The 20,665-nt window shown below is 67.8% G+C and carries 18 protein-coding genes; 9 read left to right on the top strand and 9 right to left on the bottom strand.

What is annotated here, in order from left to right:
• Positions 1-72 precede the first annotated feature (72 nt).
• The 3 genes from LBC97_01170 to LBC97_01160 all read left to right on the top strand — a co-directional run bounded on the left by LBC97_01170 (position 73) and on the right by LBC97_01160 (position 3,242).
• The gene (locus LBC97_01170; GenBank protein ID MDR2564671.1) at positions 73-1,491 is read left to right on the top strand and encodes a hypothetical protein; all 1,419 of its coding nucleotides are present in this window, start codon (positions 73-75) and stop codon (positions 1,489-1,491) included.
• A gap of 149 nt (positions 1,492-1,640) precedes the next feature.
• Positions 1,641-2,018, top strand: coding sequence for a hypothetical protein (locus LBC97_01165; GenBank protein ID MDR2564670.1), 378 nt, complete (start codon positions 1,641-1,643; stop codon positions 2,016-2,018).
• A 174-nt stretch (positions 2,019-2,192) separates the two neighbouring features.
• Complete coding sequence (locus tag LBC97_01160; GenBank protein ID MDR2564669.1) at positions 2,193-3,242, top strand: hypothetical protein; 1,050 nt, start codon at positions 2,193-2,195, stop codon at positions 3,240-3,242.
• 111 nt (positions 3,243-3,353) lie between these two features.
• On the opposite strand, the gene LBC97_01155 is transcribed toward LBC97_01160, so the two are convergent.
• The 3 genes from LBC97_01155 to LBC97_01145 all read right to left on the bottom strand — a co-directional run bounded on the left by LBC97_01155 (position 3,354) and on the right by LBC97_01145 (position 6,630).
• Positions 3,354-3,815: a hypothetical protein gene (locus tag LBC97_01155; GenBank protein ID MDR2564668.1), complete on the bottom strand. Its 462-nt coding sequence runs from the start codon at positions 3,813-3,815 to the stop codon at positions 3,354-3,356.
• 107 nt (positions 3,816-3,922) lie between these two features.
• Positions 3,923-6,007: a hypothetical protein gene (locus tag LBC97_01150; GenBank protein MDR2564667.1), complete on the bottom strand. Its 2,085-nt coding sequence runs from the start codon at positions 6,005-6,007 to the stop codon at positions 3,923-3,925.
• Complete coding sequence (locus LBC97_01145; protein MDR2564666.1) at positions 5,989-6,630, bottom strand: GDSL-type esterase/lipase family protein; 642 nt, start codon at positions 6,628-6,630, stop codon at positions 5,989-5,991. The genes LBC97_01150 and LBC97_01145 overlap by 19 nt, the downstream gene beginning before the upstream one ends.
• A gap of 28 nt (positions 6,631-6,658) precedes the next feature.
• Between LBC97_01145 and LBC97_01140 the strand changes: the two genes are divergently transcribed.
• Complete coding sequence (locus LBC97_01140) at positions 6,659-7,948, top strand: CapA family protein (GenBank protein MDR2564665.1); 1,290 nt, start codon at positions 6,659-6,661, stop codon at positions 7,946-7,948.
• A 22-nt stretch (positions 7,949-7,970) separates the two neighbouring features.
• Here LBC97_01140 and LBC97_01135 read toward each other — a convergent pair whose 3' ends face one another.
• The 5 genes from LBC97_01135 to rplM all read right to left on the bottom strand — a co-directional run bounded on the left by LBC97_01135 (position 7,971) and on the right by rplM (position 12,330).
• Positions 7,971-9,020, bottom strand: a complete 1,050-nt coding sequence (locus LBC97_01135) for a zinc-dependent alcohol dehydrogenase family protein (GenBank protein MDR2564664.1) — start codon at positions 9,018-9,020, stop codon at positions 7,971-7,973.
• A 174-nt stretch (positions 9,021-9,194) separates the two neighbouring features.
• Entirely contained in the window at positions 9,195-9,950 is a 756-nt protein-coding gene (locus LBC97_01130) for a VTT domain-containing protein (protein ID MDR2564663.1), read from the bottom strand.
• 13 nt (positions 9,951-9,963) lie between these two features.
• Positions 9,964-11,361, bottom strand: a complete 1,398-nt coding sequence (gene glmM / locus LBC97_01125; protein ID MDR2564662.1) for a phosphoglucosamine mutase — start codon at positions 11,359-11,361, stop codon at positions 9,964-9,966.
• Positions 11,362-11,373: 12 nt separating this feature from the next.
• Positions 11,374-11,853 (bottom strand): 30S ribosomal protein S9, encoded by a 480-nt coding sequence (gene rpsI / locus LBC97_01120; GenBank protein ID MDR2564661.1) that lies wholly within the window; start codon positions 11,851-11,853, stop codon positions 11,374-11,376.
• Between the two features lie 33 nt (positions 11,854-11,886).
• Positions 11,887-12,330, bottom strand: a complete 444-nt coding sequence (gene rplM / locus LBC97_01115; GenBank protein MDR2564660.1) for a 50S ribosomal protein L13 — start codon at positions 12,328-12,330, stop codon at positions 11,887-11,889.
• A 342-nt stretch (positions 12,331-12,672) separates the two neighbouring features.
• Between rplM and greA the strand changes: the two genes are divergently transcribed.
• From greA to LBC97_01095, 4 genes are all read left to right on the top strand, one after another.
• On the top strand, positions 12,673-13,152 hold the full coding sequence (gene greA / locus LBC97_01110; protein ID MDR2564659.1) for a transcription elongation factor GreA: 480 nt from the start codon (positions 12,673-12,675) through the stop codon (positions 13,150-13,152).
• A gap of 23 nt (positions 13,153-13,175) precedes the next feature.
• On the top strand, positions 13,176-13,865 hold the full coding sequence (locus LBC97_01105) for a Maf family nucleotide pyrophosphatase (GenBank protein MDR2564658.1): 690 nt from the start codon (positions 13,176-13,178) through the stop codon (positions 13,863-13,865).
• Positions 13,866-13,943: 78 nt separating this feature from the next.
• Positions 13,944-15,767, top strand: coding sequence for an ATP-grasp domain-containing protein (locus LBC97_01100; protein ID MDR2564657.1), 1,824 nt, complete (start codon positions 13,944-13,946; stop codon positions 15,765-15,767).
• 571 nt (positions 15,768-16,338) lie between these two features.
• A complete protein-coding gene (locus LBC97_01095; protein MDR2564656.1) occupies positions 16,339-17,424 on the top strand; it encodes a ThiF family adenylyltransferase in 1,086 nt (361 codons plus the stop codon).
• 139 nt (positions 17,425-17,563) lie between these two features.
• On the opposite strand, the gene LBC97_01090 is transcribed toward LBC97_01095, so the two are convergent.
• The gene (locus tag LBC97_01090) at positions 17,564-19,597 is read right to left on the bottom strand and encodes an ATP-dependent DNA helicase UvrD2 (GenBank protein MDR2564655.1); all 2,034 of its coding nucleotides are present in this window, start codon (positions 19,595-19,597) and stop codon (positions 17,564-17,566) included.
• Positions 19,598-19,616: 19 nt separating this feature from the next.
• Between LBC97_01090 and LBC97_01085 the strand changes: the two genes are divergently transcribed.
• On the top strand, positions 19,617-20,665 hold a 1,049-nt coding region (locus LBC97_01085; protein MDR2564654.1), incomplete at its 3' end, for a phosphotransferase.

Raw genomic sequence — 20,665 nt, 5'->3', positions numbered from 1 at the left:
CACTTTGCGGTAGTCTGCGTTCGTTGTGTCGTGCTCCTCTCAGATCATCTATACCCCAGGGAGGTCGTCATCATGCGTCGTCTAGTCCTCTTGTTTTCTTGCCTGGCCATGTTCGTCGCCTTGGGGGTCCTGGTCCCCGCCCGCCCGGCTTTCGCCAACACCGCTGACGATGTGATCGACACCGTCGAAAAGGCGTCGAAGGCCTTCGAGGTCTACGCCCAGGCGGACCCCAACACCCTGACGGGCCCCGAACTCGCGGCCAAGATCGAAGCCACGGCGGAAGAAGTGCGCGGCTACGCCGCCGACTTGGAGCGCCTGGCCGACGGCGCAGGGGACGTTGGCTTCGGCGTGCGCATCACCGAACTTGCCATGGCGTTGGACGAGTTGGCCGACGCTTGGTCCGCCTTGGGCGCCGCCGCCGGCGCCGCCATCGCCGCCCAGCCCGGCGATCCGGCTTTGGTGGCCGCAGCCAATCAGGTCGAGACCGCCGGCGACCGAATGGATAAGGCCGCAGTCGACTTTGACGAATATGTCAAAGCGCACCCCATTAAGACCGGGGACCGCAGGTGGTTCCTTTGGACCGGTTTGCTCGCGCTGGCTGTCCTGTGCCTCCTCGTCGCGATCTTCATTTGGATCAAGAGCAGCCATTCGCCCGCGCAAACCACCGCGGTGGTGGCGGCGCGGAAGAACTTGCTCGCCGCTGGCGCGTTTTTTGTTGCGGGAGCAGCTGTTACAGCCGTTCAGTATTGGAAGGTCGAGCCGGGCGGCACGTACCAAGTCTTCTGGTATCCCATGGCGTTGGGCGCACTGTGGTTCTTGGTCGGGTTGCCCCGCTACTTCGCCGCCGCCTCCGGGGCCAAGCAGGCGGCGGCCAGGCCGAGGCCGGCTCCGACGTCCGCGCCGGGCATGACCGATCAGTGGGCCGCCGGAGTCGGCTCAAGTTGGCAGGGCGCAGCGGCCTTGTCGCGGCCGGCGCCGCCGCCGCTCAACCCGAACCTGGTGGAGGAACCGCCGCCGCTCGCTCCTTCCTCGCAGCAATTCCAGCCGCTCTATCCGGGCCAGCCGCAGGCCACACCGGTTTTCCCGGGACAGCCCCAGACCGCGCCGTCTTTCACAAGCCAGCCGCAGGCCACACCCGTCTTCCCAGGTCAGGCACAAACCACGCCGTCTTTCCCGGGCCAGCCGCAGGCCACACCCGTCTTCCCGTGCCAGCCGCCAGCTGCTCCCATCTTCCCGGGCCAGCCGCCGGCCGCTGCCGTCTTCCCAGGCCAGCCACAGGTCACACCGATCTTCACCGGCCAGCCGCAGGCCGGGGGGCTTTTCCCAGGACAGGCGCAGGCGGCGGCTCCCTATCCGGGGCAGCCGACACAGGTGCCGCCTTATCAGGGGCAGCCGCAAGCCGCTCCCTTCTACACGGGCCAACCCCAGGCCACACCGCCCAATCCGGTCCAACCGCAGGTGCCCACGTTCCTCCCGAACCAACCCAACTGAGCAACCGCCCGGGCCAGGGCGGGCAGGGGCGGCGCGGACGGCATCGTGCGTCGGCGTCACCGCCTGCGCCGGGCCGGGGAGCGTTCATCTGGTGAACAACGGACAGTCAAATGTGACCCACATCACATTTTCGACGTAGCTTGGGCTGCATGAGCTCAGTCCGTTACCCGCAGGAGGAACCGGGGCGGCCACAACCTGAGGACCTATTCCGGCGCGAACTGAAACCACTCGACACCTACCGGATCCCCGATTACGCTACCGGCGCGCTGCCTGTCAGCACCGTCGGCTTGGCGTCTCTGGCGGTGTCGGTGATTGGTTTGGCCCTATCCCTTTTCCCCTGGGTGGGGCTGTTCATCGGGGTACCCATGGATGGATGCGCCATGGTCCTGGCCGCCTGGTCGGCCTGGCGCATCCACCTAGGGCGCGAACGCGGGCTCACCTGGTGCGTTTCAGCGGGCGTCATCGCGCTGATCGGGGCGGCCCTCGCCATCTTCATGAACCACCAGGAAACGATTCTCGCGGCCTGATCACACGTCGCGACGGTCCCATGTCGCGGTCGCCGCAGAGCGGGCGCGCGGCCTTTGGCCCAAAGACTGCGATGGTCAGGCGGGTAGCCTGGCGCTGGCGCGGTTGGCCAGTTGGCGAGCCGGACGCCAGCCGAGGACCAGCCAAAGACCAGCCGACAAGAGGTGCAAGCAAACATGAAGATCGCCGTCAAATACGCCGGGCTCGTGATCGAGTCGGATGGCACGGTGGCCGGCCACGACGCCGGCGCCACCTTGGTCCGCCGCTTGCTTCGCGTCTTCCCGGGCGCGGAACTGATCGCCCCCCAGGTCCACCGTTACCCCGATTTCGACGTGCTGCCGCTGGCCATGGTGGACGCGGAGGACACCGTGGTGATCAACATGGACGTGATCGACTCGGCGGACGCGTGGATGACCCTCAAAGCCAACACCGAGCGGCCCAAGCTGATGAACTTCATGTGGTGGAACTGGGCGCGCTACGACTCGACGGTGGAGTTGGCGTCCCTGTCGTTGTCCTGCGCGCTGTTCCCCACCTTCGCCAACTCGGAGCGGACCGCCAAAGCGATCCACGAGTACGTCCGGCGCTGGACCATCCAGCCGCTGGCGGAACGGGCCCGGATCTCCTGGGTCAACCTGGGCATTCGGTTGGAACACCTCCAGCCCCGCCACGAGCCCGAACGCCCGGTTGTCCTCTACCCGGCCATCTACATGTCGGAACGCAAGCAGCCGCAACAGTTCATCGAGGTGGTCTCCAAGGTGGCGAAGCGCGCCCCGATCCGGGTCGAGGCGCGCCTAACCGAGCCGCACCTGGTCTCCCCCATGGCGATGAACCTGTCCCGCAACAAATGGGCCTGGGTCGGCCCGCTCACCCCTTCCCGGCACCAGTACTGGGAGGCGCTCGCCTCCACCACCGCGTTCCTGGCCACGGCCCGCGAGGAAACCTACGGGCTGGAATACATTGAGGCGCTCCTCGCGGGCGCCGTCGGCGTGTTCCCCGACAAGGACTGGGCCCGCGCGCTGGTGCCGGACAGCTATCCCTTCTTCTACCGCAACTTGGCCCAGGCCGAGTCGATGCTGCTGCGCGCCGTCACCGACACGGCCGCTTGCCGCGCCGAGTTGGACCAGGCGGCGGGCGGCTCCCTGGTCGACTGGTTGAAACAGCACCACGACGAGGACGCTTTTGAGACGTCCATCGCTGAGCACGTCCAGCGCTGGTTCGGGGAATAGGACCCGCGGGCGCTAGATTAGACGTCCATGAGCCCGGCAGCCCGCCTGCGCGTGTCATCCTGCTGGGCCCCGACGTGATCGAAAACACGCTCGAAGGCGGAGCTGTTCCGGTCACCAGATGACGTCCACCAAGATTCTCTCATCACCGTCGCCCGATTCGCTCGCGAAAACAGCGGCCCGAATCTCATATCCTCGGGCACCCCATGGTTTCGACATGCTCACATGTACGCCCTCGCCGTCGGGACGACGATCGTTTTGGACCTCCCAGCCGTTGTCTTGGGCGAAACGAACAATCTGGCGGGCCGTCGCCTCAGGGCCGTCCGGCCCCGGCTCGAACAGCCTCCGCACAGTCGACATACACACGCGCTCAATACCCAGATTGTGCATTCCGTAGCCCCGCTGCTCACTTGATGACACCAGTTCCAGGTCAAGTAGCTCCCTGGAGGCCAGCGGATCGTCCAGCAAGGCCTCAAACGGCACATCCGGACTCCAAAGGCACAAGTTCTTACCCCATCGCCAAACACCGACCGACAAGAGGCCGCCCACCATGACCACCACACCAAACACCGCCATGGCGCGCCGCCGCGCCCGCGGGCCACCGCGCTTGACCAACCGCCCAGCTTGACCGCAGCCCGCTGGGCGGTCGGCTGCCCGAGAATGGCCCGGAGGAGCGCCCGCGCTCATTGGCACCTGCTCCGCCGCCACGAGAAGAACCGCGTCCCGCCGGTCAGGAGCAAACCCGCCAGCATCAGCGCCACCGACGCCCTGCGCAGGCCAGCCCCTCCAGCCACCCCGGTCACCGGCAGTCCCCCGTCGCCCAAATTCGTCTCTCCTCGCCCAGAACCAACCGCGTGAGGAGCAGCCGGATCCGGCAAGGCACTGTGCGCCCCCTCACCCGCACGGGCGTCCTTAGCGTCTGCTGACGACCAACCGGATCCGGTTCCGCCACCGGGCGCCGCAGACCGACCCAAGGTTGGAGTAGCCGAACACAATGGCGCGGCCTCGGCAGACGGACTGGGTGTGGCGGTTTCGGGGTTGCCCTCCTGCCCGTTCGCCTCGCCGACGCCCGGTTGCTGTGGCCGACCCATGTCTGGAACACTCGACTGGTCTGGGCCTGGGCCGTCGACCGGATCCGAAGGCGGGCCCGCGTCCGAGGCGGTCTCGTCAAGGGGGTTCCGGCTTGGATCCGTCTGAGGGGCATCTGATGGGCCTGGCTCGCTGCCGTCGCCCGACCCAGGGCCGGGTTCCTGGCTCGCGCTCGCATGCGACTCTGGTTCCTGCGACGGCAGCGAGTCGATTTGGCCCTTGGTCATGACAGTGACGTGGTCGGCATCGTCGATCAGAACACCGGGCGTGTCATCGCATTCATCCCCAACGCCGTCCCGATCGCTGTCGGTTTGAGACCAGTTGAAGGTCCTCGGACAGTTGTCCGCTTCGTTGGGGGCGGAATCGCCGTCTTCGCTTACCAACACGGGGGTGGAACCGATCGCCTGAGAACCAGCGGCGTCGGTCACCCGCAAGCCAACCACGCCGTCAAACAACTCCTCAAACTCATGCTCCACCCACCAGTCGGTCGTTGTCTGGTCCCAAATGCCGTCACCGTCAAAATCCCACTCGTAGGAGGCAATCCCGCCGTAAGGAGAGTATGAGCCCCCGGCATCCAACCGCAGCGAAGCACCAACCTTGACCACATACGGTCCTTGAATCCACGCCACCGGACTGGCCAGTGCGGACGCTATCGCGCGGTCGACAGCCTCTTCAACCATTCCGGCGCCAGCCGCGAATATCTCTCCGTTCGTGGCCTCAGCCACTTCTGCCATGACCGGAGAATTCAATTGCCCAAAGTCAATTCCGTAGATCTCGACCGGGTCGACTTCCAGGGACCTGCGGCGAATCGACTCACTCTGGTAATCGGTGAAGGCCTCAGTTGCAACCATCGGCTGGGCACTCATCAGGAGCACGGCTTTGCGCACGCCCGGGCGCCAGTCCAGATCTAGCGCCGTCATTACGCCAGTGTGCATTGAGGGCTCCCAATAAATCCTGCTCAAGCCGAACGGATCCAGGTTCTTAACCGCTTCGCTGGCCTCGTCTGCCGAATAGGTGAACCCCCGCGCGACCCAAGACTCGGCCGGTGGGCGGCCCCAGTCGAAATCGCTGTGATCAAAACCTTGGAACTGCACGACAGCGAATCTTGCCCCAGGCGACCTTGCTTTCACCATCGCCGTGATCGCCTCGATCCTATCCTTCATCTCATCGAGGCCGTCTTCCGGCGCTGTATAACCAAGATCAATGACAAAAGCGACATCAATTGGGTCGCGTCCCCAAATACCACCCGTCGCCCCCCGCGGCACGCCGATGCTCGCCTCAACCCGCCGCGCAATCATCTCATGGCCCGTGATGTTCGGGTGATAGAACTCGAGGCTGTCAAACGCCAGTCTGCTCTCGGTTGGCTGATCATTTCGTTGAACGCCTCCCGTTTCGAAGAATTCGTTAACCCAGCGGTACTCATTCTTGGCGTCGGTCGAAGGGTCAGGCTCGTGGCCGCTGAAAGCGTCCGACACCTTGACGTAGCGCACCTGCAATTCGTGGCTCTGATTCCATTCGGCTACCAAGGCTTCCTGCTTGGCATTTGCAGCTGCGCCAGCGGCGCGTATTCCGGCGGCGGCATCATAGGTAGCCATGCTTTCTTGATAATAGGTCGTCGGATCTCGCTGCCACACGAGGTTGTAATCCGGTGTATCCATACTCAAGAAGGGGTAACCCACCAACACCACCTCAGTACGGTTGTGTCCACCATTGCCTCAAGATCGGCGAAAATCTGCCGGGTAGCATTCATTACCTCATCAAGGAGAGCCGAGGCTTCGTTGATGGCGCTTTCGCAGGCCAGTCCGTCTCGCACAAAGGCGGCAAAACAAGAAGACACGACACCGCTGAAATGTATGTCGTTGCCGCCAATCGTGAGCATGATCAGATCGGCATTCGCGATCGCAGTGGGGTTTTCATCTAGCTGAGCTTCCCAACTCTTGTCCACTCTTCCTTCGAGCACGCCCTCAGTGGTATCGCCCGAGCGAGCCAGGTTCCACAGGCGGGCATGCACCCTGTACTGCCCAACTAGCCACCGCGCATCCGTCTCGCCCCAATTCAGGTGGGAACGATGGTATTCCGGCTTGCCGTAGTACTCAGTCCCAGTGCCGTTCCCAGCCGTGTACGAATCACCCAACAGGACAATCGAAAGCGTGCCCTCAGCCACGACAACCTCGGCATCATTCTGTGCCTTCGCTGGTCCCGACGGAAGGTTGACAAGGCCGAGCAGCAGAATGGCGGCGAGTCCCAACAGCAAACTCAGACGGACCGTTTTCGGCCGACGACCGACCCACGAGCGAACCATCCTTCATGCTAACGGTAGATTGTCATCTGTGAGCCCCTTCTCGCGTGGCCTGCGCGCCCTCGCCATCTCGCTTGTCGGCGGCTTGAGCTTGGGCGTCGCCTGGGCCACCTTGCCAAACGACCTGAATGATCCCACCGGGTCGGCTCCCGATGTTCCCACCGTGTCCGTCACACGACTGCCGTGGGTGGCGCCTGCGGCGCCGCCGGACGTGCCGGAGGAATTGACCGTGACCGTGGCGTTCGGGGGCGACATGTTGCTTCATCAGCCGGTCAACGCCTCCGCGGCCGCCGCGGCGGGCGGGGCCGGCGGCTACGAGTTCAGCCCGCTGTTGGCCGGGGCCGACGCCTGGATTGCCGGGGCGGACTTGGCGATCTGCCAAATGGAGGTGCCGTTGGCGCCGCCGGGCCGCTCCCCGAGCGGGTATCCCGTCTTCGGGGCGCCCGCCGAACTGGTCAGGGACATGGCCGAACAGGGCTGGGATGGCTGCACCACATCCTCCAATCACTCCTTGGACCAGGGTTGGGACGGGCTCTCCCACACCATCCAAACCTTGCGGGACGCGGGGCTGGGCTATTCCGGGACCGCCCTGAGCGCGGCGGACGCGGAGTTGCCGCAGTTGTACCGCCTGTCGGGCCGCGGGCAAACCCTGACGATCGCCCACGTCGCAGCCACCTACGGAACCAACGGCCTGCCCGCGCCCGCCGCCCAACCGTGGGCGGTCAACACGCCGATCGACACCGATCTCCTGATCGCGCAGGCGGAGGCGGCCCGGGCCGCAGGGGCAGACGTGGTGCTGGCCACCATTCACGTCGGGGTGGAGTACCAGACCACGCCGACGCCGGAGCAACGGGAAATCGTGGCACGCCTGGCCGCCTCGGGGCAGATCGACGCCGTTGTGGGCGACCACCCGCACGTGGCCGAGCCGATTGAGCTTGTCCCCGGCGGCGTCCACGGGGACGGCATGTGGACCATCTACTCGCTCGGCAACTTCATCTCCAACCAGACGGACGCGGTGGTGGGGCCCAACACCGACACCGGCGCGGTCGCGTTTCTCACCATCACGAAGGACGTGGCCGGGGCGGCCGTGACCGGCATGACCTGGGCCGGGGTGACCGTGGACACCGCCCACGGCCACCGGGTCCACATGCTTCAAGACTCGGTGGCCGCAGACGGCGAACTGGGTCAGATCGGGGCGGCCGGCGTCAAAGTCCGGTACGACCGCATGCGGGCCATCATGGGCGACTCCCCCGAACAACTGGCGCCGCCGACCCCTTCCGGGGCCGCCTTGGAGGTGCTCCCCCGCGCCGCCGCCGGTTGACAAGGCCGCCCCGGGGCATTGGCTAGGCCGTGATAACGACCTTCAGCGCGCCATTCTTGCCAGCCTGGCTGAACACGTCATACGCCTGGAGCATGTCGTCCAGTTGGAAGCGGTGGGTCGCCAGAGGGCGCACGTTGAGTTTGCCGGCCTCGATCAACTCGATCAGGGTTGGAGCGGTGACCGCATCCACCAAACCCATGGTCATGGTGATGTTCTCGATCCAAAGGCGGTCGATCGGCATGGTCACCGGGGCGCCGTGAACGCCAATGTTGGCGATCCTCCCAGTCGGTCTGACCAACTCGAAGGCCGCCTCAAGGGTCGTGGGGATGCCCACCGCCTCCATCACGACGTCGGCGCCGCCGTGGCGGGTCAGTGCCCGGACCTCATCCATCCAGCCGTCATGGCCGGAGTTGACCGCGTGGGTGGCGCCGAACGAGCGGCGGGCGGCCTCGAGGCGGAAATCGTCCAAGTCCACGGCAATAATGCGGCGCGGGGACTTCAGCTGGGCGGTCACCATAGCCGCCAAGCCGACAGGTCCCGCTCCAATCACCACCACGTCGTTGCCCGGCTGAACGTCGCCATTGAGGACGCCCATCTCGTAGCCGGTTGGGATGATGTCGGAGACGAAGATGACCTCCTCGTCTGACAGCCCCTCAGGGATCGAATGCAGCGAAGTCTCTCCGAACGGGATCCGCACGTATTCCGCTTGCGTCCCGTCCACCAAGTGCCCAAGCTGCCAGCCAACGCCGCCAGCCGATTGGCAATGGGACGGATGTCCCACTCGGCAGTAGGCGCAGGTGCCGCAGGTGGTGATGCAGTTGACCACCACCCGGTGGCCGACTTCGAACTTGGCCACGCCGGAGCCCACCTCGACCACAGTCCCGACCCCTTCATGTCCCAGCACGCGGCCGTCTTCGACGGCTGGCACGTCGCCCTTAAGAATGTGAAGGTCAGAGCCACAAATTGTGGTCGTGTCGACCTTGACTATGACGTCGTTGGGATCTTGGATGGCGGGATCTGGCACCTCCTCCCAGGTCTTTTGGCCGGCTCCGTGGTAAACAAGTGCCTTCATTGGTAGTCCTCTCCTGGGCCTGAATTTGGTCTTCGTCGACGCGCCGCTGCGCTGCGACAATCCGAGCCTACCTCCCCGAGGGACCTAATACCTATTCGCGGGGCCCGTCCGGTGTCTTCGCGTCAAACTATCGTCGTGTTTGGGGGATCCGGCGTGGGCGGGCGGCGGCGGGCGTCAGCCTTGGCCGTCCCCGCCGTCCCCGCCGTCCTGGCGGCGGCCCGGCTCGGTCCCATCCGGGTCGGTGGCTTCCGAACCCGCGACCGGCTGCTTGCCGTAATGCCGGTTGATGAGCCATTGGACCAACGTGCCCAGCGACACCGCGAAGACAATTCCGCACAGGACGCCCAGCAGCGGATTGTCGCCGACCGCCTGGCCCGCGATCGAGCCGACGCCCACCGAGTAGGCGCTCCAGCAGCATCCGGCGGTGGCGTCGATCACGACGAACCGTCGCAAGGGGTACCGGACCGTGCCGGCGGTCAGGTTGACCGCGACCCGTCCCACCGGTATGAAACGGGCCACCATCAGCAATGGCGCGGCGCCGCGGGCGAAAATCCGCTGCGCCCACTTGAAGGCGTCGTGGCCCTTGCCGCGCCTGAAGACACGCCATTCGCCCGCGTTGAACCAGCGCCCCAGAGAGTACGCCACCAAGTCGCCGGTGACCGCACCGGCGGCGGCCAGCGCCCACAGCCCGAGCAATTGCCACCACATCCCCGAAGCCGAATAGACGGCGGCGGTGGCCACGACCAGGGTTTCGGCCGGGACGGGCGGGAAGAACCCGTCAATGGCGGAGATCAGATAGGCGGCCAGCAAAGCCCAGGGGGATTCGGCCAAACCGATGATGAATTGGTTGATCGAATGCCAAACCGATTCGGCCAGGGACGGATCGGCCAGCCACGGGGCCACCGTCTGCCAGGCCGGGGCGGGGACCATGGCGAAGCCCACGTCACAAACCCAGCTGCCGGGCCACCACTGTGGCCAATCGGTCCGCCACCGCTTCGGCCCGCGCGCTGGTTGACGCCTCGACCATGACTCTGACCAGCGGCTCCGTGCCGGAGGCGCGGAGCAACACCCGCCCCGAGTCGCCCAATTCCGCTTCGGCCTCCCTAACCGCGGCGGCCACTCCCGGATCGGTCTCAACGCGGCCTTTGTCCACCTCGCGCACATTGACCAGGACCTGGGGGAAGGATTCAACCACGCTGGCCAACTCTCCCAAGGAGCTTTCCGCCGCCCGCACCCGGCAGGCCAGTTGCAGGGCGGTCAATGAGCCGTCGCCGGTCGTGGCGTGACGGGTCATGATGACGTGGCCGGACTGTTCGCCGCCCAGGACGTAACCCCCGGCCAGCATCTCCTCCAGCACATAGCGGTCGCCCACGCCCGTGACTTTGACGTCAATCCCGTGCGCGGCCATGGCTTTGAACAGTCCCAGGTTCGACATCACTGTGGCCACCAAGGTATTAGACGCCAACTCGCCGCGCTCCTTCAGCGCGAGGGCCAGGATGCCCATGATCTTGTCGCCGTCGACCAATTCGCCGGCGGCGTCCACGGCCAGGCAGCGGTCGGCGTCCCCGTCGAAGGCGAACCCGGCGTGCGCCTCCAGACCGACCACGGCGCGTTGCAGCAACTCCGGGTGGGTCGAGCCCACTCCCGCGTTGATGTTGGTGCCGGACGGCTGGATGGCCAGCGGCATCACCTCCGCGCCAAGCCGTTGGAAGGCCTCCGGCGCGACCCTATGCGCGGCGCCGTTGGCGCAGTCCAGAACCACCCGCATGCCGTCCAGCCGCACTGGCGCGCTGGCGACCAAGAAGTCGACATAGCGTTCTATGGCCGACAAGTCGGTCCTGATGGTGCCGACCGAGTCGCCGATCGCCGGCTCCCACTCCTCAGCGAGACGGGCCTCGATGGCGTCCTCGACGGCATCGGGCAGCTTGTTGCCGGAACTGGCGAAGAACTTGATGCCGTTGTCCTGGTAGGGGTTGTGCGACGCGGAGATCATCACCCCGACGTCAAACCCCATCGACCTGGTCAAGTACGCCAAGCCGGGTGTGGGGATGACGCCCACCAGGACGCAGTCGACCCCGGCGGAGACCAAACCGGCCGCGCTGGCCGCCGCGAGCATGTCCCCGGAAACCCGCGAATCAACCCCGATCACTGCGCTGAGCCGCTGCGGTGTGTCCTCAAGCCTGTGGTCCAACACGGGCGGGGCGCTTTTCGAGCCGTACCCAAGGCCTTGTTCGGCCTCCAACTCGCGCGCCACCGCCGCTGCCAGGCGCAACGCCAACTCGGCGGTGATGTCGCGCCCAACCAGCCCGCGCACCCCGTCGGTGCCAAAAAGCCGCGCCATTCGCCCTGCGGGTCAGCGCTTCGAGTACTGCGGCGCTTTGCGGGCCTTCTTCAGGCCAGCCTTCTTGCGCTCGGTGACCCGCGCGTCGCGGGTCAGATAACCGGCCTTCTTCAAGGCCGGACGGTTGTGCTCTTCGTCGATCGCGTTGAGCGCCCGGGCCACGCCCAAGCGCAGCGCGCCGGCCTGACCGGACGTGCCGCCGCCGTCGATCCGCGCGATCACGTCGAACTTGCCCTCAATGTCCAGCAGGGTGAAAGGCGAGCGCACTTCCTGTTGGTGCAGTTTGTTGGGGAAATAGTCTTCCAAGCCGCGGCCGTTGATGGTCCACTGGCCGCTGCCCGGAACCAGCCGCACCCGGGCGACCGCTTCTTTGCGCCGCCCCAGCGCCCGGCCGGGGGCGACCAGGCTCTGGCCGGCGCCGGGGACGTCCTTGGTCTCCGTGGTGTAGACGGACGGGGCCTCTTCTTGAGCTTCCAGCTCGATCTCAGTCACATTTCTCCTTGATGTCGCCTGCTGCGAACGGCTCTATTGCGCGACCCGCGTGAGGTCATGAACTTGGGGCTGTTGGGAGGCGTGCGGGTGGGTCGGCCCGGCGTAGATCCGCAGCTTGGCCAACTGCTGCCGGGCCAGCCGATTCTTCGGCAGCATGCCGCGCACCGCCTTGCGCACAGCTTCTTCCGGCCGCTTGGCGAGCAACTCGCCGTAGCTGACCGCCTTGAGGCCGCCGGGGTAGCCGGAATGCCGGTAGGCCATCTTTTGGGACCTCTTCGCGCCCGTCAAAGCCACCTTGTCCGCGTTGATGACGATCACATAGTCGCCAGCGTCAAGGTGCGGCGCGAACAGGGCCTTGTGCTTGCCGCGCAGCAGGATCGCCACCTGGCTGGCCAGCCGGCCGAGCACCACGTCGGTCGCGTCGATGACGTGCCAGGCCCGCTCGATCTGGCCGGCCTTCGGTTGGTACGTGCGCACAGTTCTCTAACCTCGCTTATTGAAAGGTGGCATCCCCTTGCATACCGCCTCCGGACGGGCGTGCGCCAGCTACCGCCAGTGCGCACACGGGACGCTTTAGGGTAGCCCCGGTTCGCCCCGCCGGTCAAAACGACCCGCCTTTGTCTCGCGTCGGCTCTCCGGCCCGTTTGCCCGCGACCACCGCCGCCCGATGCCGTGCCGCGGGTTTTCCGCGCCCGGCCGGAACGGCCGCCAGCACGGGCGCGAAGGTCGGCACGGGGGCGAGGGTCGGCCCGTGCGGCGGGGCTGCCGGTTTACACTGGGCTTTTCACAACGCACTAGCGCATATTGGAGTAAAGGACCATGACCGACACGACCTGGTTGACTCAAGAAGCCTACGACCGGCTCAGCCACGAGTTGGCGTTTCTTCAGGGCGAGGGCATGGCCGAGGTGGTGAAGCGCATCGAGGCCGCCCGCGCCGAGGGCGACCTCAAGGAGAACGGCGGCTACCACGCCGCCCGCGAGGAACAGGGCAAGATGGCGGGGCGGATCGCGTCGCTGAAAGCCCTGCTGGCGAACGCGCAGGTCGGAGAAGCGCCGACCGATTCGTCCAGCGTGCAGCCGGGAACTGTTGTGACCGCCGAGATCGGCGGGACGGAACGCGACTTCCTGCTCGGCTCGCGGGAGGTCGCCGCCGATTCGACTCTGACGGTCTATTCGGAAAGGTCCCCCATCGGGGCCGCGCTGGTGGGCGCCAAGGTGGGCGAGACCCGCAGCTATTCGACCCCGACCGGCAAAGAGGTCGCCGTCAAGGTCCTCGCGGTCAAGCCCTACGCCGGCTGATGGCCGGTCCGGAAACAGAGGAAATGGGGACGGTACCTGTTTCCGGCGAGCCGGAAACAGGTACCGTCCCCATTTCCTTGGTGCTCGCCTCGGCTTCGCCCGCGCGCCTGACCACTCTGCGCGCGGCCGGAATCGACCCGATGGTCCTGATCGCCAACGTGGACGAACAGGCCGTGTTGAGCGCGGCCCTGGCCACGCGGCCGGGGCTGAGCCCCGCCGACCAAGTGCTGGTGCTCGCCCGGGCCAAAGCGGAGGCGGCCGCCTCCGCGGCGCCGCCCGGCGCGTTCGTGCTCGGCTGCGACTCCATGCTCGAATTGGACGGCGAGGTCCTCGGCAAGCCGACCGGTCCGGCGGACGCCAAGGCGCGGATTCGTCAACAGGCGGGCCGCGAAGCGGTCCTGCACACGGGCCACTGGCTGGCGGGACCGGCGCCTGCGGAAGGCAACGGCGGGCGGCGGGGCGAGGGCGCGGCATCGTCCACGACTGTGCGGTTCGGCCAAATGAGCGAGGCCGAGATCGACGCCTACGTCGCCACCGGCGAACCCTTGAACGTGGCCGGCGCGTTCACGATCGACGGGCTGGGCGGCCCGTTTATCGAGGGAATCGACGGCGACCACCACGGCGTGGTGGGGCTGTCGCTGCCGGTCCTGCGCCGCCTTCTGGCGCGCTTCGGCCTGACCGTGTTCGAGTTCTGGCGGCCGGGGACTTTGTAGGGTCCGCACAAAAGGCGGCGACGGACCTGGCCGCCTGACTGGGCGGCGGCGGGGGCGCTGGCCGCTTAGCGTGGAAACGTGTTCTCAAGCCTCTTGATTGCGAACCGCGGGGAGATCGCGGTCAGGATCGCCCGGGCCTGCGCCGACGCCGGCATCCGGTCGGTCGCCGTGTACGCGCCGGAGGACCGCTCCGCCATGCATGTGCGCGTCGCCGACGAAGCGTTCGCCCTGCCCGGCGAGACGGTCGCGGAAACCTATCTCAACCCCGACGCGGTGGTCCAAGCCGCCGTCAAAGCCTCCGCCGATGCCGTCCACCCCGGTTACGGCTTCTTGGCCGAGTCCGCGGTCCTGGCGCGGGCGGTCCTGGACGCGGGCCTCATTTGGGTCGGGCCGCCGCCCGAGACGCTGGAGTTGGTGTCGAACAAAGTGTCCGCGCGGGCCCTGGCCGACCGCGCGGGGGTGGCGACGGTCCCGGCCAGCGCCGGGCCGGTGACGGACGCGGAGACGGTGATCGAGTTTGGGGACGCGCGCGGCTATCCCCTGGTGGTCAAGGCCTGCTACGGCGGCGGCGGCCGGGGAATGCGGGTGGTGCGCCAGCCCGGCGAGACGGCCGAGGCCTTGGCGGCCTGCCAACGCGAGGCGCTCGCGGCGTTTGGACGGCCCGAATGCTTTGTCGAGCGGTTTGTTGAGCGCCCCCGGCATGTGGAGACGCAGTGCCTGGCGGACGCCCACGGAGGCGTGGCGGTCGTGTCGACCCGCGACTGCACGGTTCAGCGTCGGTATCAGAAGCTGATCGAAGAAGCCCCGGCACCGTTCCTCGCCGCCGGCCAGGAGGCGCTGCTTCGAGACGCTTCGCGGGCTTTGCTGCTTGAGGCAGGTTATTGCGGGGCTGCCACCTGCGAGTTCTTGATCTCTGCGGACGGGGAGGTCTTCTTCATGGAGATCAACCCGCGCCTGCAGGTGGAACATCCCGTGACCGAGGAGGTCACGGGGGTGGACCTGGTGCGGGAGCAGCTTCGGATCGCCGCGGGCGAGGAGTTGGGCTACACCGACGCGTTGGCTTACGGCCACGCGTTCGAGTTCCGCGTCAACGCCGAAGACCCGGCCGCCGGGTTCTTGCCCACGCCGGGCGTGATCTCCGCGCTCCGCCTGCCGGGCGGCCCCGGTGTGCGCTGCGACTTTGGCTATGAGGCCGGGGACGCGTTGACAGGCTCCTTCGATTCCCTGGTCGGCAAGGTCATTGTGCGCGGGCGGGACCGCGCGCAGGCTTTGGCCAGGGCCAGGCGAGCGCTCGCGGAGCTGAAAGTCGAAGGGGTCGGCACCAGTCGGCACTTGCACCGCGCGGTCATCGAGGACCCGGCGTTCGCCGCCGCGACCCAAAAGGAGTTCACCGTCCACACCCGCTGGATCGAAGAGGGTTTCGCGGACGCTGTGGCCGCCCTGCCGCCGGCCTCCGCCTTCGACGCCTCCTTGCCGCCGGCCGCGGCGACCTCGCGCATGGTGGTGGAGGTGGGAGGCAAACGCCTCGAGGTCGTCTTGCCCGCGGAACTCACCAACGCGGGATTCGCCGGTTCGGGCGGCGCGGTTGGCGCCGAGGCGGCGGCACCCGCCCCGCCCCGGCGGGCCGTCAAGCGCGCCGTCGGCTCCTCGGTCGGCTCCTCGTCCGACGGGTCGGTGGCCGCGCCCATGCAAGGCACGGTGGTCCGGGTGGCGGTCGCCGAAGGGGCCGTTGTGGCGGAGGGCGACCTGCTGGTGGTGCTGGAGGCCATGAAGATGGAGCAACCGCTGACGGCGCCCCGCCACGGCGTGGTGCATGGTCTGGCCGCAGCTCCCGGCCAGCGAGTTCCGACCGGACACGTCCTCTGCCAGGTCCGTCCGCTGCCGGGGGCGGCATCGCGCTGAGCGGCGGCAGGCGCCGGCAAGCCGCCGGCGGGCGGCGGGCGGCGGGCGGTCGGCGGCCTTAGAGCGTGAAGGCGGCAAATGTCCAGTAAAGGATATTTAGCGACGGTCTCACAGGGCGGACGGCGCGCCTCGGCGCCATTGGGGCGCCTTGTCAACGCCGGGATTAGCGCCCAGATCCCGGCGGTGGCCAGGCCCGGCTGAAAACGAACTGGCGTTTGCCCCACCGCCTGTTTGCCTTCGGCGCTCTGCCTGACCTGGATGCCCCCGCCAAGGCGCTGGCCGCGCGATAGACAACCCCGGCCGCAGTCGGCCGCGCCATCGCCAACCACAAACACGCCGGTCCAGATCGCGAGCCGCCACGGCCCATCTGGACGCGAAACGAGGCCCGAGAATCCGCGTTGACGTGCCGTCTCATCGGGGCCTGAGCGCTTTTGCCCGAACGCTTTGAGCGGACCCTTCATCCAGGAGCCGGTCCTTGGCAGAGTGAACCGTCATAACGCCAAGCCCGCGTTGACCGCGCCCCCTGCGGGCCGGACCGGCCGGGCCAGACATCCGAACTGAGGAGCCTGAAATGAAATTGAAGAACGGACTGCGGGTCCTGTGGCGGAACCGCAACGAAATCCAAGTCGGCAACGACCCCCGACTGGCCCACACCTTCCGCATTGAGCATCCACGCGAATTCGACGTGATCAGACTGCTTGAGACCGAGCACTCGCCGTCGCAACTCCGGCGCCAGCTGGTCAGCCTGGGCGGCCGGCGCGAACGCGTGGACCAACTGCTGGAGGAATTGCGGGACGCCGGACTGATGACCCAGACGGGGCGGGGGCAAACCGCCGAAATGCACGTCCCGCCCGCCAGGCGGGAACTGCTCGCGGCCGAGGCCGAAACCCGCGCGCTTTTGGACAACGACGGATGGAAAGTGCTCGCGCGCCGTTCCACCCAGCGGGTCAACGTGTATGGGCTGGGACGCACCGGCGCCCAGGTCGCCATGGCCTTGGCCGCCAGCGGGATCGGCATGCTCCAACTCCACGACCAGCGCCCGGTCCGTCCCCGTGACCGCAGCCAGGTCTACGGGCCAGACGCCGTTGGGCAGCCGCGGGCGGAGGCCCTCGCGGAGGCCATCCGGAACCAGGGCTTCGACTGCGAGGTGCGGTTCCGCGGACGCCTCGCCAGACCGGACGCCGCCGTCCTGGTCGGCGAGGAGGTCTCCGACCCGACCCGCGCCGCCTTCCTCACCTCACACCGGATAGACCACCTGTCCGTTGTGATCGGTGAACTGGACATCACCCTGGGGCCGTGGGTGCCCAAAGGCTCGGGCCCGTGCCTGCGCTGCCAACGCCTCTGGGCCGTTGAGAACGACCCGTGCTGGCCAGGCCTCGCCACCCAGCGGTTTGTCCGCCCCGTGGTCGCCAGCCGGGGCGAAGACCCGCTGCTCGCGCAGGTGATCGGCGGACTGGCCGCCGCCCATATTCTCCAGGGCCTGGCCGGGGCCAAGCCGCCAACCCACGGACGCACCGTCGCCATGGCCCTGCCCACCTACGAACTCACTTGGACCGATCTCAAAGAGCATCCCAAGTGCAATTCGCACAATCCCGTCCCCCGGCGGCCAGTCCATTGGTCGCCGCCTCCGCTTGTGCCGCTGCCGCCAACCCAATAGCGGGCGGCCGCTTGGCCGCGCCCACACAGACGGCCAGGAGTGCCCGGACGGACGCGCCCAACCCAACCCGACCCGACCGGATCCGGCCCCGCCCAACGGGATCCGGCCCGGCCCAACCGAGTCCAGCCCGGCGGGTTGCTCACGGTTCGCCCATGTGGCTGGCGGCGGCGACAATGCCGAGCACGTCGCGTCCGTAAAGCTCGATCTTGACGGGACCGATCCCAGGGATGGCGGCTAACGCTCTCAAATCGCCAGGCCGGCGGGCGGCGATCGCCCGCAAAGTCAGGTCCGTGAGCACTGTGAAAGGCGCACGGGCTTCGGCCCCCGCCACCTCAGCCCGCCATGCCCGGAGGCGTTCAAACAACTCTGCCTCGGCGGCGGTCAGGTCTTCCTTGGCGGGAACCGCCAAGCCGCGGGCTTTCTTGACGGACTCCTCGGCCGTGGGCCAGAGCCCGTTCAGGAACCGCGAGTGCCGGCGGTTGGCGTTGCCGCCAGCGGTGCGGGCCTTCGCGTAAGACAGTTGGAGGTGCCGTTTGGCCCGGGTGATGCCCACATAGAGCAGGCGCCGCTCCTCGGCCACGTCCTGCGGGCGGTCCGCCAGCGAGATCGGCACCAGCCCGTCCGCCAGGCCGACCAGGAACACCGCCTCCCACTCCAAACCCTTAGCGGAATGCAGGGACGCCAGAGTCACGCCCGCCGCCGCAGGCGCGTGGCCAGCGTCCGCCCGGCCCAGGACCAGTTCGACCACCTGTTGGAGGTCCTCCGCCCCGCCGTCCACCAACTCGCCCGCCAAGGAGGCCAGCGCGTCGAGCGACTCCCAGCGGGCCCGCACGGCGCCGCGTTCGGCCGGCGGGGTGGCCGACCAGCCCAACCGCCCCAAAACGTCCTCGACCTGGGCCAAGACCGGCTCCGGGGCCTCGACCTTGGCCTGGGCCCGCAGCAGGGCCAGCGCCTGGCGGACCTCGCGGCGGGCGAAGAACCGCTCACCGCCGCGGACCTGGTAGGCGACCCCGGCGGAGGCGAGCGCGTTCTCCAGCGGCTCCGACTGGCCGTTCGTCCGGAACAAGACCGCGATCTGCTCCGCTCCGACGCCCGCGCCAGCCAACTCCAAAATCTGGGCGGCCACGCCGGCGGATTCGGCGGCATCGTCGGTGAAGGAACGGAACGTCACCGCCGGGCCGGACCTGAGCTGCGAAACCAGTTCGACGCCCGCCTCGCCGGCGCGGCGCAAAACCGAGTTGGCCAGCGAGACCACCTGCGGGGTGGAGCGGTAGTCCCGCACCAGCTTGACGACCGCGGCGTCCGGGTAGCGGCGCTTGAAGCCGGTCAGGTATCGGGAGGAGGCGCCCGCGAAGGAGTAGATGGTCTGCGCGGGGTCCCCCACCACGCAGAGCTCCTGGCGGTCCCCCAGCCACAGTTCCAACAGGCGGTGCTGCAGGGGCGACACGTCTTGGAACTCGTCGACCACGAAATGGCGGTACTGCGAGCGCACCTGGCGCGCGACCGACCGGCTTTCCTCCATCAGCCCCGCCATCGCGAGGAGCACGTCCTCAAAGTCCATCGCCTCGGATTCGCCCAGGACCTGTTCATACACCCGGATCAGGCGGGCCACCGCGATGTGGTCCAGCCCGGCGGGCTGCCCGCGTCCGGCCTGGCCGGCGAGCTTTTGGTAGTCATCCGGGGTCCAAAGGTGCACCTTGGACCATTCGATCTCCGCCGCCAGGTCGCGGACGGCCGCCCGGTCCACCTCAATCCCCAATCGGGCCGCCGCCTGGGCCACCAAAGGGGCTTTTTGCTCAACCAGGCGCGGAACCGACCGGTTGAACTCGGCGCGCAGAAAGTAGGACAGTTGGCGCAGGGCGGCCGCGTGGAAGGTTCTGGCCTGCACGCCATGGGCGCCCAGCGCCCGCAGCCGCTCCCGCAACTCGCCGGCCGCCCTGGTGGTGAAGGTGACCGCCAGCACCGAAGTGGGGTTGTAAACCCCGGTCGCCACGCCGTACGCGATCCGGTGGGTGATCGCCCTGGTCTTGCCGGTGCCCGCCCCTGCCAGCACGCAAACCGGCCCCGTCAGGTGCGTGGCGGCTTCGCGCTGCTCCGGATCAAGCCCTTCCAACAGGCTTTCAGCGACGGGATGTTCTGACACGCTGACCATCTTGGCAGGCTCATCCGACACTGACCCGTACCTTGGTAGGGTGGCCACTCTTCAAACCAACCCCTTGGCCCTGGCCGCCCTGGCAACCGCCGCCGTTCCCAGGCTGGACGTGGTCGGGGCGCGAATGGACCATGTGGGCGCCGACTACGCCTTCGCACACGTCGAAGACGCCTCCGGGCGCGTCTGGGTGGTTCGCCTGGCCCTGCACGCCGCAGCCGAGTCCGGCCAGGAAGCCGAGGCCATCCTCCTGAGGTCCCTTGCGGGCGCGTCTTCCGGCGGGGCGCTCCCGTTCGAGGTGCCCAGGCCGCGCGGCTCCGCCAACCTGGCGGGCGGAGGCAAGGCGATGGTCTACGCCGACCTCCCCGGCACCCCTGTCGTGATGGAGCTGATGGACGCCGGCCCCGGCGTGGCCGAGTCGCTGGGCCGCGCGATCGGCGCCTTCCACGAGCTGCCACCGTCGATCGTGACGGAAGCCGGCCTGCCCGCGTACACCCCGTCGGAGTACAGGGCGCGTCTGGCCGGAGAGGTGGACGATGCCGTCCGCACCGGCCACGTTTCGCCCCGCCTCGAGCGTCGTTGGCGCGAGCAACTCGGCCGCGACGCGTGGTGGGTTTTCACGCCGGTGCCGATCCACGGCGACATGGCGGCCGAGCACCTCTTGGAGAACGGCGGGCGGATCTCCGCCGTCACCGATTTCGCGTCCGTGCAGGTCTCCGACCCGGCGGAGGACCTGGCCCAGTTGCTGGCCCCCCTGCCGCCGGACGTGGCCGGGTCGATTGTGGGCGCGTACCGCCGCCGCCGCGCCGACCTGGACGACCCGCATTTGGAGGACCGGGCGGCCTTCCTGGGGGAGATCGCCATCATCCGGTGGCTGCGCCACGGCATCTCGCTGGACGATCCCTCGATCATCGCGGACGCCCGGAGCATGCTGGCCGACTTGGACCAGGCCGTGGAGCAAGAAGAGGCCCAGGCCGCCCGAGAGGCGGCCGCGGAGGCGGAGGCCGCCGCGAAACTCGAGGCGGCCAAACAAGCGGCCGAGGCCGAAGCCCGCGAACGCCGCGAGGCCGCCCTGCGCGCCTCCGAGGCGGC

The sequence above is a fragment of the Bifidobacteriaceae bacterium genome (genome assembly GCA_031281585.1).
In the GTDB taxonomy this organism is placed as follows: Bacteria; Actinomycetota; Actinomycetes; order Actinomycetales; family WQXJ01; genus JAIRTF01.
The sequence above is the reverse complement of the archived record's forward strand: the minus strand, read 5'-3'. Positions and strand labels throughout refer to the sequence as shown.

What these genes read in the sequence shown, in the direction of transcription:
- glmM (MDR2564662.1), bottom strand. Translation starts at nt 11,361, where the DNA reads ATGGCGCGGCTTTTTGGCACCGACGGGGTGCGCGGGCTGGTTGGGCGC.
- LBC97_01095 (MDR2564656.1), top strand. Translation starts at nt 16,339, where the DNA reads ATGAAATTGAAGAACGGACTGCGGGTCCTGTGGCGGAACCGCAACGAA.
- LBC97_01155 (MDR2564668.1), bottom strand. Translation starts at nt 3,815, where the DNA reads ATGGCGGTGTTTGGTGTGGTGGTCATGGTGGGCGGCCTCTTGTCGGTC.
- LBC97_01165 (MDR2564670.1), top strand. Translation starts at nt 1,641, where the DNA reads ATGAGCTCAGTCCGTTACCCGCAGGAGGAACCGGGGCGGCCACAACCT.
- greA (MDR2564659.1), top strand. Translation starts at nt 12,673, where the DNA reads ATGACCGACACGACCTGGTTGACTCAAGAAGCCTACGACCGGCTCAGC.
- LBC97_01130 (MDR2564663.1), bottom strand. Translation starts at nt 9,950, where the DNA reads ATGGTCCCCGCCCCGGCCTGGCAGACGGTGGCCCCGTGGCTGGCCGAT.
- LBC97_01170 (MDR2564671.1), top strand. Translation starts at nt 73, where the DNA reads ATGCGTCGTCTAGTCCTCTTGTTTTCTTGCCTGGCCATGTTCGTCGCC.
- LBC97_01145 (MDR2564666.1), bottom strand. Translation starts at nt 6,630, where the DNA reads ATGGTTCGCTCGTGGGTCGGTCGTCGGCCGAAAACGGTCCGTCTGAGT.
- LBC97_01160 (MDR2564669.1), top strand. Translation starts at nt 2,193, where the DNA reads ATGAAGATCGCCGTCAAATACGCCGGGCTCGTGATCGAGTCGGATGGC.
- LBC97_01105 (MDR2564658.1), top strand. Translation starts at nt 13,176, where the DNA reads ATGGGGACGGTACCTGTTTCCGGCGAGCCGGAAACAGGTACCGTCCCC.
- LBC97_01135 (MDR2564664.1), bottom strand. Translation starts at nt 9,020, where the DNA reads ATGAAGGCACTTGTTTACCACGGAGCCGGCCAAAAGACCTGGGAGGAG.